Annotated in this window: 13 protein-coding genes; 11 read left to right on the top strand and 2 right to left on the bottom strand. The window is 66.0% G+C overall.

The features are described 5' to 3' along the window. Positions 1 to 2: 2 nt before the first annotated feature. Together ACSQ23_RS03060 and ACSQ23_RS03065 are read left to right on the top strand one after the other, a co-directional pair. The gene (locus ACSQ23_RS03060; protein ID WP_436089668.1) at positions 3 to 803 is read left to right on the top strand and encodes an ABC transporter ATP-binding protein; all 801 of its coding nucleotides are present in this window, start codon (positions 3 to 5) and stop codon (positions 801 to 803) included. Next, positions 800 to 1,717, top strand: coding sequence for an ABC transporter ATP-binding protein (locus ACSQ23_RS03065; protein ID WP_436089669.1), 918 nt, complete (start codon positions 800 to 802; stop codon positions 1,715 to 1,717). Before ACSQ23_RS03060 ends, ACSQ23_RS03065 begins: the two co-directional genes overlap by 4 nt. Here the strand turns inward: ACSQ23_RS03065 and ACSQ23_RS03070 are convergent, their stop codons facing one another. Continuing rightward, entirely contained in the window at positions 1,718 to 2,593 is an 876-nt protein-coding gene (locus ACSQ23_RS03070) for a LysR family transcriptional regulator (protein ID WP_436089670.1), read from the bottom strand. It abuts the gene before it with no gap. 193 nt (positions 2,594 to 2,786) lie between these two features. Here ACSQ23_RS03070 and ACSQ23_RS03075 point away from each other — a divergent pair, with 193 nt between their 5' ends. The 6 genes from ACSQ23_RS03075 to ACSQ23_RS03100 all read left to right on the top strand — a co-directional run bounded on the left by ACSQ23_RS03075 (position 2,787) and on the right by ACSQ23_RS03100 (position 9,332). Continuing rightward, positions 2,787 to 3,770 (top strand): nucleoside hydrolase, encoded by a 984-nt coding sequence (locus ACSQ23_RS03075; RefSeq protein ID WP_436089671.1) that lies wholly within the window; start codon positions 2,787 to 2,789, stop codon positions 3,768 to 3,770. Between the two features lie 31 nt (positions 3,771 to 3,801). Further along, a complete protein-coding gene (locus tag ACSQ23_RS03080; RefSeq protein WP_436089672.1) occupies positions 3,802 to 5,118 on the top strand; it encodes an ABC transporter substrate-binding protein in 1,317 nt (438 codons plus the stop codon). A gap of 188 nt (positions 5,119 to 5,306) precedes the next feature. Beyond that, positions 5,307 to 6,176 carry a carbohydrate ABC transporter permease gene (locus ACSQ23_RS03085; protein ID WP_436089673.1) on the top strand — a complete coding sequence of 290 codons (870 nt, stop codon included), beginning with the start codon at positions 5,307 to 5,309 and terminating at the stop codon, positions 6,174 to 6,176. After that, positions 6,176 to 7,030 (top strand): carbohydrate ABC transporter permease, encoded by an 855-nt coding sequence (locus tag ACSQ23_RS03090; RefSeq protein ID WP_055998683.1) that lies wholly within the window; start codon positions 6,176 to 6,178, stop codon positions 7,028 to 7,030. Before ACSQ23_RS03085 ends, ACSQ23_RS03090 begins: the two co-directional genes overlap by 1 nt. Positions 7,031 to 7,032: 2 nt before the next feature. After that, positions 7,033 to 8,019: an adenosine deaminase gene (gene add, locus ACSQ23_RS03095; protein ID WP_436089674.1), complete on the top strand. Its 987-nt coding sequence runs from the start codon at positions 7,033 to 7,035 to the stop codon at positions 8,017 to 8,019. Positions 8,020 to 8,093: 74 nt separating this feature from the next. Further along, positions 8,094 to 9,332 (top strand): AGE family epimerase/isomerase, encoded by a 1,239-nt coding sequence (locus ACSQ23_RS03100; RefSeq protein ID WP_436089675.1) that lies wholly within the window; start codon positions 8,094 to 8,096, stop codon positions 9,330 to 9,332. 78 nt (positions 9,333 to 9,410) lie between these two features. Here ACSQ23_RS03100 and ACSQ23_RS03105 read toward each other — a convergent pair whose 3' ends face one another. After that, positions 9,411 to 9,746, bottom strand: a complete 336-nt coding sequence (locus tag ACSQ23_RS03105; protein WP_055879963.1) for a hypothetical protein — start codon at positions 9,744 to 9,746, stop codon at positions 9,411 to 9,413. A 94-nt stretch (positions 9,747 to 9,840) separates the two neighbouring features. On the opposite strand from ACSQ23_RS03105, the gene ACSQ23_RS03110 reads away from it, so the two are divergent. The 3 genes from ACSQ23_RS03110 to ACSQ23_RS03120 all read left to right on the top strand — a co-directional run bounded on the left by ACSQ23_RS03110 (position 9,841) and on the right by ACSQ23_RS03120 (position 12,417). After that, entirely contained in the window at positions 9,841 to 10,431 is a 591-nt protein-coding gene (locus tag ACSQ23_RS03110; protein WP_436089676.1) for a TetR/AcrR family transcriptional regulator, read from the top strand. Between the two features lie 141 nt (positions 10,432 to 10,572). Beyond that, positions 10,573 to 12,000: a DHA2 family efflux MFS transporter permease subunit gene (locus ACSQ23_RS03115; RefSeq protein ID WP_055879967.1), complete on the top strand. Its 1,428-nt coding sequence runs from the start codon at positions 10,573 to 10,575 to the stop codon at positions 11,998 to 12,000. A 60-nt stretch (positions 12,001 to 12,060) separates the two neighbouring features. Further along, positions 12,061 to 12,417: a hypothetical protein gene (locus ACSQ23_RS03120; RefSeq protein WP_055879970.1), complete on the top strand. Its 357-nt coding sequence runs from the start codon at positions 12,061 to 12,063 to the stop codon at positions 12,415 to 12,417. The last annotated feature ends 44 nt before the right edge of the window (positions 12,418 to 12,461 follow it).

A 12,461-nucleotide genomic window follows, 5' to 3' on the forward strand; every position in this document is an offset into this window, starting at 1 on the left:
CGATGGATCAGCAATCGAACCTCGTCGAAGTGCGGGGCCTCAAAGTCGACTTCATGACCACGACGGGGCTGTTCACGGCGGTCAACGCTGTCGATCTCGACATCCGGCGCGGCGAGGTAATGGGCCTCGCAGGGGAAAGCGGCTGCGGCAAATCCACTATCGCCTTTGCGCTGATGCGGCTGCACCGGCCGCCGACGATCATCTCGGGCGGCAGCATCCGGGTCGACGGCGAGGACGTGCTGGCGCTGACGCCGCAAGCGCTGAGGCGGTGGCGCTGGCGCAAGGTATCGATGGTGTTCCAGAGCGCCATGAACTCGCTGAACCCGGTGCTGACGATTTTCGAGCAGTTCCGCGACGTACTGGTCGGCCATACCGGGATGCGCCGCGAGGCGGCGCGGGCGCGGGCCGAAGAACTGATGAAGCTGGTGGGCATCGCCGCGGCGCGGCTCGACGATTACCCGCACCAGCTGTCGGGCGGCATGCGGCAGCGCGTGGTGCTGGCCATGGCGCTGGCGCTCGAACCGGAGCTGATCATCATGGACGAGCCGACCACCGCCCTCGACGTGGTGGTGCAGCGCGAGATCCTCACCGAGATCATGGCGCTGAAGGCGCGGCTCGGCTTTTCGCTGCTGTTCATCACCCATGACCTGGCGCTGATGGCGCAACTGGCGGACCGCATCGCCATCATGCTCAAGGGCCGGATCATCGAGGTCGGCGCGACCCGGCAGATCGTCGAGGCGCCGGAGCAGGCCTATACGCGGGCGCTGTGGGACGCCATGCCGAGGCTGGAGAGCCTGTCATGACCCCGCCCATCCTCGAACTGGTCGCCGCCAGCAAGACCTTCCGCATCCGCAACATCTTCGGCGGCGAGAAGTCGGTGGCGGCATTGCAGCAGGTGTCGCTGAAGCTCGACGAAGGGCGGGCCCTGGCCATCGTGGGGGAGAGCGGCTCGGGCAAATCGACGCTCGGGCGGGCTGCCACGGGCCTGTTTCCGCTGAGTTCGGGCCAGGTGCTGTTCCGCGGGCGCGACATCGCGACGATCCGTGGACGCAAGGCGCGGCTCAAACATCGGCGCGCCGTGCAGATGATCTTCCAGGACCCGTTCTCGGCGCTCAACCCGGCGCACACGGTGCGCCATCACCTGGAGCGGCCCTTGCGGCTCCACCATGGGCTGAGCGGGGTGGCGCTCGGCGAACGGGTGGCCGGGATCGTTGCCGAGGCCGAACTCGACCCGGAGCACACGCTCGACAAGTATCCGCACGAGCTGTCCGGCGGGCAGCGGCAGCGGGTAAACCTGGCGCGGGTGCTGGCGGTGGGGGCAGAACTGGTGGTGGCGGACGAGCCGACCTCGATGCTCGATGTCTCGATCCGCCGCTCGATGCTCGAGCTGATCGCGCGGCTGAAGACGCAGCGCGGCCTCAGCCTCCTCTACATCACCCACGACATCGCCACGGCGCATTATATCGCCGAAGAGACGGCGGTGATGTTCGGCGGGCGGATCGTCGAATGGGGGCCATCGCGCGAGGTGATCGCCCGGCCGGTTCACCCCTACACCAGGGTGCTGCTGTCGGCGGTGCCCAATGCGTCGGAGCGACTGGATGGCGACAGCGCCGCGGCCGCAGCGTTCGCCGTGGAAGTCGCCCGGGTGCGCGGCATGGCGAGGGCGGAGGTGGGGCAGTGGACCGAGGTCAGCCCCGGTCACTACGCGGCGGTCTGATCACTCGGCGAACTCACGTTCGAACCAGCGCTTCACCAGGTTCATGACGCGGATCGAGCGATCGTTGCGCCAGGCGAGGTACCAGGAGCCGGGGCGTGTGACGAGGCCGAGCGGCGCCAACATGCGGCCCTGCTTGATGGCGTCGGAAACGGCGGGGCCGGGCCCGATGGTGACGCCGAGCCCGGCTTCGGCGGCCTGCAAGGTGTAGAACAGCAGGTCGTAGGAGATGAACTCGCGCGGCTCGAGCGTCACGCCGGCTTCGCGGGCCCAGTTGGACCACATGTCGGGCGGCCAGACGGTATCGAGGCGCGGCAGGCTCCACAGATGCTCGAGATCGGCCTCGCGGCCCTTCATCAGCATCGGGCTGACCACCGGGCCGAAGGTTTCGGGCGCTACGGTGACAACGGTCATGCCGGGGATCTCGGGCACCGGACCGACTCCGATATAGATATCGATGGAGCGATCGGCCGGGTTGATCTCGCGGCTCCAGGTGGTGAGGCGCACCGAGGTGCCGTCGAGCAGCGCCTCGAGGCTCTGTAGCCGCGGCACCAGCCAGCGGAGCAGGAACGCATCGGGCGCGGTGAGCATGATGGTCTGGCGGTTGTGGGCGTGGCGCAATTGCTCGGTGCCGCGCGCAATCGAGGCGAAGGCCTCGGAGATGGTGGCGGCATACTCCGCGGCGGCCGGGGTGAGGCGGATCGAGCGGTTGCCGCGCTCGAACAGTTCGACCCCCAGGGCATCCTCGAGATGCTTGATCTGGCGGCTGACGGCGCCATCGGTGACGCTCAGGTCCTGCGCCGCCTTCTTGACGCTGCCGAGCCGGGCGGCGGCCTCGAAGGCGCGGAGGGCATTCAGCAGGTGGCCGGTCTCAACCATTGACGAAAACTCAATCGAACGGCCGATTTGTAAATTGTTGGCCGAGGCCCGTCCAGCCTAGTGTTCCGTCTCGGATGCGAGGCGTCAGGCCGCCGGATCCGGGTTCCTCCCTCCCCGGTTTCGACACCTCACGCTTTCGCGTCCGGACTTGCGCGTGCGCAGTTCTCTCCTCCCCTCATAGAGCAGTTATCTGATGTCCGTTTCGACTCCCCACCGCATCATCATCGATTGCGATCCCGGCCATGACGACATGGCGGCGATCCTGCTCGCGGCATCGCACCCGGCGATCCGGATCGAAGCGATCACCACGGTATGCGGCAATGCTTCGCTGGAGAACACGACGCGCAATGCGCTGAGGATCGTCGACGCGTTCGGGCTCGATGTGCCGGTGCATGCCGGCGCCGTGCTGCCGCTGCTGCACCGCTACGAGTTTCCCGCGGCGTTCCATGGCCCGTCGGGTATGGACAGCGCCGGCGTCGAGCTGCCGCAGACCGAGCGCAAGGCCGATGCGGTCGGCGCCGTCGAGGCGATTATCGCCAAGGTCGACGCCAACCCGGGCGAGATCACCCTGGTGGTGATCGGGCCGATGACCAATGTTGCGCTGGCGCTGGCCTTGCGGCCCGACCTGGCGCAGAAGCTCAAGCAGATCGTCTTCATGGGCGGCTCGGCCACCGAGGGCAACGTGACCCCGGCGGCCGAATTCAACACCTGGGCCGATGCGGAAGCGGCGCGGATCGTCTTCAAGTCGGGCGCCAGGCTGGTGATGTTCGGGCTGAACCTGACACACCAGACGCTCTTGAGCCGCGCCGACATCGCCGAAGTGCGCGCCGCTGTGGCCGGTAACAATCCGGTGGCCGACATCATGACGTTCTATTGCGGCACCTATTACGCCTTTGCCGGCGAGGACAAGCCGGGCGCACCGCTGCACGACCCCTGCGCGGTGGCCTACCTGATCGACCCGACAATCTTCGGCGTCGCGCAGTTGCCGGGCGAGGTGATCATCGGCGATGGCCCGGGTTACGGGCAGACGCTGATCGATTTCCGTCCGCAGGACCCAAAGCATGACACGCGCAGCAAGAATGTCGGCGTCGCCATGACGGTCGATGCGAGGCGGTTCACGGAACTGGTGACCCCTGGCCTCGTCTGGGGCGCCAGGCGGTTTGCGGCAAAGTCCTGATTTCTTCGGCTACAAGAGAAGGGTGCGTAATATGAAGATGTGGAACACGGCTCTGGCGATCAGCGTGGTGGCGGCGATGACCGCGGCACCGGCGCTGGCGCAGGACAAGACGCTCAACATGATCGTCATCGAGGGCGGCGACACCACGGCCATGCAGGCCGTCGTCGATGCCTATACGGCGGCGCATCCGGGCACCAAGATTAACCTGCAGCCCTATCCGTTCGCGCAGTTCTTCCAGGTGGCGGAGCTCCGGCTGCGCTCGAAGGACACCGGCATCGACCTCGTCTATGTCGACGCGCCGCTGGTCGCGAGCTATGCCTCGCGCGGCTTCCTCGCGCCTGTTGATGCCAGCATCGATACCTCGAGCCTGGTGCCGGCGGCGATCGATGCCGGCAAGTATGATGCGACGCAGTTCGCGCTGCCGATCAACAACTCGGCGCAGGTGCTGTTCTACAACAAGAAGCTGTTCGCCGATGCCGGCATCACCGCGCCGGATGGGCTGACCGCCGGGCAGAACGCCACGCAGGCGGAAGTCGATGCGCTCGGCTCGACCAAGCGCTGGACCTGGGAACAGGTGGCGGACGCGGCGCAGAAGCTGACGGTCAAAGATGGCGGCCGCACCACGCAGTACGGCTTTACGGTCGAGCAGTTCGGCGAGCTCTACCAGCTGCAGCCGCTGGGGGAATCGCTCGGCACCGACGTGATCGCGCCCGATGGGGTGACCGCCAAGGGCTACCTCGACAGCGAGGCCTGGACCAAAGCCGGCACCTACTGGGCCAACCTCTACAATGAATGGGCAGTGAGCCCAAAGAGCCTCGGCTATGGCGAAGCGGCCTCGCTGTTCGGCAATGGTCAGCTGGCGATGTTTGCCGGTGGCACCTGGAACCTGCCGATCCTCGCACAGACCAGCATCGATTTCGGCGTGGCGCCGTTCCCGTATTTCGAGGGCGGCAAGGTGCTGACCCCGACCGGGAGCTGGTATGTCGGCGTCAGCGCCGCCTCGACCAACCAGGCCGAAGCGTTCGATTTCGCCAAGTTCCTGACCACCTCGGATGAAGGCACGCGCGTCTGGTTCAAGGCGCTGAACCAGCTGCCGGTGAGCAAGCCGTTGCTCGACGAAATCAGCACCGCGGCCGATTTCGATGCCTTCCCCAACAACGTGTTCCGCCTGGGCGTCTACGACTCGCTCAACACCGCCAGGGCCCGTCCGGTGACGGCAGCCTACGGCCAGCTGCAGGACGCGTTCCGCACCGCCTTCATCGACATGGCGAATGGCGTGGCGGTGAAGGATGCACTGGCGAGCGCCGTGCAGAAGTTCGAATCCGCGGCAGCGCGCGTCGCGCAGTAGGTTCGTCTCTCGAATGCCGGTGGCTGTGGACCCCCACCCCTGTTCCCTCCCCGCAAGGGGGAGGGAGACGCCCACACCGGCATCTCAGTATGGGTCTCCCTCCCCCCCTGCGGGGAGGGGACAGGGGCGGGGGTCCGCGGCCACCGTGTTACATGGTGGTCTCCGACACGCTAGGTGAACCGCTCTAGATGGTCAGAAGCAAGACTCCCCTCTTCCTGCTCGCGGTGCTCTTGGCGCCGGCGCTGGTCGGCCTCGTGGTGTTCCGCCTCTATCCGATCGCGCTGGCGGTCAGCGACAGCTTCTTCAACATGCTGCGCGGCAACCAGGTGTTTGTCGGGCTCGACAACTACGTCGCGCTGTTCACCGATTCCGCATTCTGGAAATCGCTGCAGGTGACGCTGTGGTTCAACCTCCTGATCAACCCGATCCAGATCGCCCTCGCGCTGGGGCTGGCCCTGCTCTACGTGCAGAAGTTCAAGGGCGTGGCGTTCTACCGGGTGCTGTTCCTCATCCCCATCGGGGTGTCGCTGCCCACCGCGGTGATCATCTGGCGCATCATGCTGAGCCCGGATGGGCTCGCCAATGGCGTGCTCAACATTGCCGGCATCCCCGGCCAGCCGTGGCTGACCTCCGAGAGCCTGGCGCTCTATTCGATCATCGCCATCGCCACCTGGAAGGGCATCTCGTACTGGATGATCTTCATCATCGGCGGGCTGCAGAACATTTCGCCCGAGATCTATGACGCGGCCAAGATCGACGGCGCACGAGCCTGGCAGCGCCTGGTCTTCATTACCATCCCGCTGCTGCGGCCGACGCTGCTCTTCGTGCTGGTGGCCGATGTCTCAATCAATTTCCTGCTGTTCGCGCCCATCTTCATGATCACCCAGGGCGGGCCGGCCGACAGCACGAACGTGCTGATGTACGAGGCCTTCAAGTCGGGCTTCATCTTCGGCGACATGGGCCGGGCGATGGCGATCATCGTCGTGGTGGTCGCGATCCTCCTCGTCATCGTCGGGTTGCAGTTCCGGCTGCTCGACGGCAAGCCGGAGAAGAAGTGATGCAAAGCACCCCGCATGCGCTCCGCAAGGGCATCGGCTTCGGTTTGAAGCACGTCGCCTACATCGCCATTGCGTTCATCTTCGTCTTGCCGCTGTGGTGGGCGATCGTTTCGTCGCTCCGCCCCAACACCGAAGTCTTTGCCGATATCTTCCCGTTCACCGCCAAGGCGCTGATCCCCTCGCCATTCTCGCTCGAGGCCTACCAGGGCGTGTTCGACCGCGGCTTTGGCATCATCATCGCCAACACGATGTTCGTCGCGATCGTCACGATGATTGGCGGACTGATCGTCAACGGCATGGCCGGCTTTGCTTTCGCGGTGTTCGACTTCAAGGGCAAGAACGCCATTCTGACGCTGATCATCATCAGCTTCATGCTGCCCTTCGAAGCGATCGCGCTGCCGCTCTACACCGTCACGCTGCAGTTGGGCTGGCTCGACAACGTGGCAGCGTTGATCGTTCCCAGTGTTGCCAACGGGCTGGCGGTGTTCCTGTTCTACCAGTTCTTCAAGGAAGTCCCGAAGGACTACCTCGAGGCGGCCAAGCTCGATGGCGCCAACTGGTTCGATGTCCTCGTTCGCATCTATGTGCCCCTCTCGATCCCCACCTGCATCAGCGCCGGGCTGCTCCTCTTCGTGTTCCAGTGGGAGGCGTTCCTGTGGCCGCTGCTCGCCATGCCCTCCCAGCAGTTCAAGGTGATCCAGGTCGGCATGGCGGCGTTCCAGCAGCAGTACCAGACGATCTGGAACCAGCTTTTTGCAGTATCGGTGATCACCGCGCTGATCCCGATCGCCCTGTTGTTGCCGCTACAGCGCTACTACGTGCAGGGCCTGGCGAGCGCTGGTATCAAGGGTTGATGATGACTCGCGACGAACTCAGGGCGTTTCCCAAGGTCGAGCTGCACCTGCATCTCGATTGCTCGATGAGCTTTGCCTCGGTGAACGCACTCGATCCTGATGTGACGCCGGAGCGCTATCGTGCCGAGTTCCTCGCGCCGCGCAAATGCGTCAACCTCGTAGATTATTTCCGCTACCTGGCGCCGCCGCTGGCGCTGCTGCAGAGCCGCCGGGCGCTGACCGTGGCGACCATCGACCTGCTGCGCCAGTTGGCCGAGGATAGCGTGGTCTATGCCGAAATCCGCTTCGCGCCGCAGCTGCATCGGCAGACAGGGCTCACCACCGACGAAGTGGTGGAGACGGTGCTGGCGGCGCTGGCCGAGGGTCGAAAGAGCTATCCGGTCGAAGCCCGGCTGATCCTCTGTACGCTCCGGCCCGACGATACGGCCCAGGGCCTCGACCTGGTGCGGATCGCCGAAACCTACCGGGCGCAAGGGGTCGGCGGTGTCGACCTCGCCGGCGACGAGACCGGGTATGGGCTCGGCGAGCACATCCCGGTATTTCGCAAGGCCGCCGAGCGCGGGCTCAACGTCACCGCACATGCCGGCGAGGCGGGCGGCGCCGAGAAGGTGCGCGAAGTGGTGGAGCAGTTGGGCGTACGGCGCGTCGGGCACGGGGTGCGCTCGATCGAGGATGACGCGGTGATCGCGCTGCTGCTGGAGCGCGACGTGCATCTCGAGGTCTGCCCGTCCTGCAACATCCAGATCGATGTGTTCGACCGCTATGAAGATCACCCGGTGGACAAGCTGATGCGGCGCGGCGTGTCGGTGGGGATCAATACCGATGCCCGCGGGCCGACCGATCTGACGCTCACCGAGGAGTATGGCCGGCTGCAGCAGGTGTTCGGCTGGGACGCAGTACGGTTCCGGGCGGCCAACCTCGCGGCAATCGGGCGGGCTTTCGCCGACGACGCGACCAAGGCGGCGATCCGGGCGCGGCTCGAGGCCTGATGCTCGTATGGTAGCCCTCGACGCTGCGCTGCCCGCTGGGTAGAACTGGCTCACCAAAACCGAGGGAGCTAGATATGCCGGCGACGACCACCCAACCCTGGCGCAACCGTAGCTATCATCGGCGCTGGCTCTTGGAGCAGGCCGACGCGCTGTTCGGGTTCTTCCAGAATCGGGCCTTCAACCCGAAGGGCGGGTTCTTCGACCTCGATCCGATCGGCAAGCCGCTGAACGCCGCCAATCCGGTGCGCGGCATCCACTCGACGGCGCGCATGGTGCACTGCTTCGCCATCGGCAGCCTGCTCGGCCGGCCGGGCTCGGACCTGATCGTCGACCACGGCATGAAGTTCCTGTGGGAGCGGCATCGCGATACTAAGGCCGGCGGCTATTTCTGGACGGTGGACGATAACGGGCCGCGCGATGGGCGGAAGCAAGGCTACGGCCATGCCTTCGTGCTGCTGGCCTCGTCGAGCGCCAAGCTGGTCGGGCACCCCCTGGCCGACAAGATGCTGGCCGATGTGACCGAGATCCTCGAGACCAAATTCTGGGAAGAGCAGCACGGCGCCATTGCCGAAGAGTTCAACGCCGACTGGTCGGTGATCGCCCCCTATCATGGGCAGAACTCCAATATGCACCTGACCGAGGCGTTGATGGCAGCGTTCGAGGCCACCGGCGAGCGTCGCTATCTCGACAAGGCCGAGCGCATCGCCGACCTGATCATCCGGCGCAAGGCCGGCGAGAACGGTTTTCGCGTCGCCGAGCACTTCGATGGCAACTGGCAGGTCGACAAGGGCTATCTCGGCGACCAGATGTTCCGTCCGCCCGGCACCACGCCCGGCCACTGGCTGGAATGGTCGCGCCTGGTGCTGCAGCTGTGGGCGCTGGGCGGCAAAAAGCACGCCTGGATGCCTGATGCGGCCGAAGCTCTGTTTGCCCAGTCGATCGCACTCGGCTGGGACAAGGCTAAGGGCGGGTTCTTCTACAACCTCGACTGGAACGACAAGCCGGACATGCGCGACAAGCTCTGGTGGCCGGCCTCCGAAGGGGTTGGCGCCGCGGCGTTCCTCTGCGAGCACCGGCCGAGCGCCTTCCACGAGGAGTGGTATCGCCACATCTGGGACGTGATCGCCAGTTCATTCATCGACGAAGCCAATGGCGGCTGGCACGAGCAGCTGACCGAAGACCTGCAGCCGAGCTACACGCTGTTCGGCGGCAAGGGCGACATCTACCATGCGCTGCAGGCGTGTCTGATCCCGCTCTACCCAGCGACGGGGAGTTTGACCAAGGGGATCTTGGCGGAGATTTCCAAGGGGTGAGACGGTCGGCGACCGGAGCCCTTGACCAGCATTCCAGCGACAGGTCGCGAGCGCGGTGCGCTCGCCGATGCGCTGCCCTCACGTCACCTCAGGCAGCTCGGTGCGAGAGCTGTAGAGCTTGATCCCGAGTTCGGTGATCTCCAGCAGCACCAGGTGGATGGCGTCGCCGACCGGGGCGAGTTCAGCGGCGGCAGCGGGGCTGGTGGTGGCGATTTCCTCGACGGTGCGCTGAAACTCGGTGATGTCGGTGTAGACGGCTGTTGCCGTCTCTTCGAGATGGATCAGTTGCGCTTCGTCGGGCTTCTGCTCCCGGGCCTGGGCGGCGAGCAGGGTCAGGCGCGCCGCTTCGGTGCGCCATCGTTCGATGTTCCTGCCGAAGTGGTTGAGGCGGTCGGCGATGTCGTTGCTGGACATGGGGGCACCCTCGTTGAGATGGCCAAACGGCCGGAGGGGCGGTTTCGATGCCAAGGGCTCGGAGATTGTTTGGCCATTGACATGCTTAGTGCAAGTGAGTATTCACTCACTCACCATGAAGCACACGCGCACCAACCTGTCCGATGCGGACACCCGAAGAGAAGCCATTGTCGAGGCGGCGCTGGTGGCGTTTGCCGATGCGGGGTTTCAGGCGACGCCGGTGACGGCGGTCGCTGTCCGGGCCGGGATCAGCCAAGCCTATGTGTTCAAACTGTTCCCCACCAAGGAAGAGCTGTTCATCGCGGCGGTGGAGCGCTGTTTCACGCGGATTGAAGAGACGCTGGAAAAGAGCGCCCAGACGGTCAGCAACGGCGATGCCGATGCGATCCTTTATGCGATGGGCGACGGCTATGCGAGCCTGATTGCCGACCGCAGCATCCTGATGATCCAGGTGCATGCGCAAAGTGCCTCGGATGTTCCCGCGATCCGCGCCACGATGCGGGCTGGGCTCAAGCGGATCGTCACCTATGTGAAGCAGCGCACCGGCGCCAGCGACGAAGCCGTGCAACGCTTCATCGCCTTCGGCCAGCTCTGCCACCTGATCACCACCACCGATATCGACGAGCTCGGTGAGGACTGGGCCCGCCTGGTGGCGCGCGGCATCCGGCACGTGCCGGCGATCTGATCCGGCCGGGGCATCCCCCCCGGCGATTTATGACGACGTCCATCGTGGCGCCCTCACCCGCTCAAGCGCGGGAACAAAGGCGCCATTTCTTGAAACCAACTGGTGAGTGACTAGTCACTCTATTGATATGGGAGAACAGCAATGACCACCGTGATCGCAACCGCTGCCGAGGCAGCACCACCGACCGAGCGCAGCCGCAATCGCTGGCTGGCCCTCACCATCCTGGCGCTGGCGCAGTTCCTCGTGGTGCTGGATGCCTCGATCGTCAACATCGCACTGCCCAGCCTCGGGGCCGGGTTGGGGCTCGACCACAACCTCCTCACCTGGGTGATCACCGCCTATGTGCTGCCGTTCGGCGGGCTGCTGATGCTGGGCGGGCGGCTGGCCGATCGTTATGGGCACCGCAGGGTGTTCCTCGCCGGGGTGTCCGGCTTCATCGCAGCGTCGCTGCTGGCTGGGCTGTCGATCAACGGGCCGATGCTACTGATGGCCCGCGCTATCCAGGGCGCCTCGGCGGCGCTCCTCGCGCCGGCGGCGCTGGCCTTGCTGATGCAGCTGTTCCCGGTGACCGACGGCCGGGCCAAGGCGCTCGGCATCTGGGGCGCGGTGGCGGGGCTCGGCAGTGTTGCCGGGGTGCTGCTCGGTGGCGTGCTGACGGCCAGCATCGGCTGGTCGGCGATCTTCTTCATCAACGTGCCGGTGGGCCTCGTGGTGCTCGCCGCGATCCCCTCACTGCTGAGCCGCGACGTGGCGCAGAGCCAGGCGCGTCTCGACCTCTGGGGCGCCATCACCATCACGCTCGGCGTGGTGGCGCTGGTGGCGGCGTTCTCGATGGTGCTCGAGGTCGGCTTCCTGTCGCCGGTGACGCTCGGCCTCGGGGCAGCCGGCGTGGTGCTGCTCGGGCTGTTCACCGTGATCGAGCTCCGCTCGCGCGACCCGCTGGTGTCGTTCGCGATCTTTGCCAACCGGGCGGTGACGCTGGGAAACCTGGTGGTGCTGCTGATCGGCGGCGCGGTGGTCGGGCTGTTCTTCGTCCTGTCGCTGCATATGCAGAACGTCCTCGGCTATGACGCGATGCTGACCGGCCTGACCCAGGTGCCGCTAGCGCTGGCGCTGATCGTCACGGCCGGGGTGTTGCCGCCGGTGATGGCGAAGGCCGGCTCGGCGCGGACGCTGGCGGTGTCGCTGGTCGGTCTCGCAATCGGCCTCGTCTGGCTGGCGCTGGCGCCGGTCGGGGCGGATTTCGTGCTCCACCTGCTGGGTCCGACGATCATCATCGGCGCCGGTCTGGGCGGCGCGTTCATCGCCGGCACCGAACTCGCGGTGCAGGGCGTCAGCGAAGCTGATAGCGGGCTCGCCAGCGGGCTGGTCAACACCAGCCAGCAGATTGGCGGCGCCCTGGGCCTCGCCGTGCTGTTCACACTGGCGACGACGCTGACCAGCAGCCTCAGCGCCGGTGGTGCAGACGAGATCACCGCGCTCGCCCGTGGCTACTCGGCCGCCTATCTCGGCGCCGCCGGGCTGGCGCTGCTGGCTGCGCTGATCGCCGCCTTCGCCACCCGCAAGTGACACCCGGCGCCGGCGCGACGCCGCGCCGGTGCCCTTCCCCTAACCCAAGGAGTAGCTGATATGACCACCGATAACCTCACCGCCCCGGGCCAGGACAAGTCGCAGAAGCTTGCGCCGCGCTACGTCACCTGGTCGGCCATCGTCGCCCCCGTGCTGGTGCTGACCGGCTGGGCCTTCATCGCCGCGGTGCCGATTGCGCTGCTGCTCTGGGGCACCTGGAGCGACAGGCGGGTCCGGGCGCTGCGCTGGTGGAGCGGGCTCACCGCCCTGCTCTACGCCATCCCGTTCGTGCAGTACCTGCTGCGCACTGATCCCGAGGCCAGCATGTCCTCAATGCTGCACCCCGCAATGGGCCTCGCCATTGCGCTCGCTGCGGCGGTGGTGGCGCTGAAGATCTTCAAAAGTCATCGCGGTTGAAAGTCATCCGAAGGCCGGCGGCAGCATCGTTGCCGCCGGCACAA

It is taken from the genome of Devosia sp. LjRoot16 (assembly GCF_964252795.1).
Taxonomy (GTDB): Bacteria; Pseudomonadota; Alphaproteobacteria; order Rhizobiales; family Devosiaceae; genus Devosia_A.

Excerpts from the sequence above, each read along its gene's own strand:
- ACSQ23_RS03060 (WP_436089668.1), top strand. The coding sequence starts at position 3 with ATGGATCAGCAATCGAACCTCGTCGAAGTGCGGGGCCTCAAAGTCGAC.
- ACSQ23_RS03065 (WP_436089669.1), top strand. The coding sequence starts at position 800 with ATGACCCCGCCCATCCTCGAACTGGTCGCCGCCAGCAAGACCTTCCGC.
- ACSQ23_RS03070 (WP_436089670.1), bottom strand. The coding sequence starts at position 2,593 with ATGGTTGAGACCGGCCACCTGCTGAATGCCCTCCGCGCCTTCGAGGCC.
- ACSQ23_RS03075 (WP_436089671.1), top strand. The coding sequence starts at position 2,787 with ATGTCCGTTTCGACTCCCCACCGCATCATCATCGATTGCGATCCCGGC.
- ACSQ23_RS03080 (WP_436089672.1), top strand. The coding sequence starts at position 3,802 with ATGAAGATGTGGAACACGGCTCTGGCGATCAGCGTGGTGGCGGCGATG.
- ACSQ23_RS03085 (WP_436089673.1), top strand. The coding sequence starts at position 5,307 with ATGGTCAGAAGCAAGACTCCCCTCTTCCTGCTCGCGGTGCTCTTGGCG.
- ACSQ23_RS03090 (WP_055998683.1), top strand. The coding sequence starts at position 6,176 with ATGCAAAGCACCCCGCATGCGCTCCGCAAGGGCATCGGCTTCGGTTTG.
- add (WP_436089674.1), top strand. The coding sequence starts at position 7,033 with ATGACTCGCGACGAACTCAGGGCGTTTCCCAAGGTCGAGCTGCACCTG.
- ACSQ23_RS03100 (WP_436089675.1), top strand. The coding sequence starts at position 8,094 with ATGCCGGCGACGACCACCCAACCCTGGCGCAACCGTAGCTATCATCGG.
- ACSQ23_RS03105 (WP_055879963.1), bottom strand. The coding sequence starts at position 9,746 with ATGTCCAGCAACGACATCGCCGACCGCCTCAACCACTTCGGCAGGAAC.
- ACSQ23_RS03115 (WP_055879967.1), top strand. The coding sequence starts at position 10,573 with ATGACCACCGTGATCGCAACCGCTGCCGAGGCAGCACCACCGACCGAG.
- ACSQ23_RS03120 (WP_055879970.1), top strand. The coding sequence starts at position 12,061 with ATGACCACCGATAACCTCACCGCCCCGGGCCAGGACAAGTCGCAGAAG.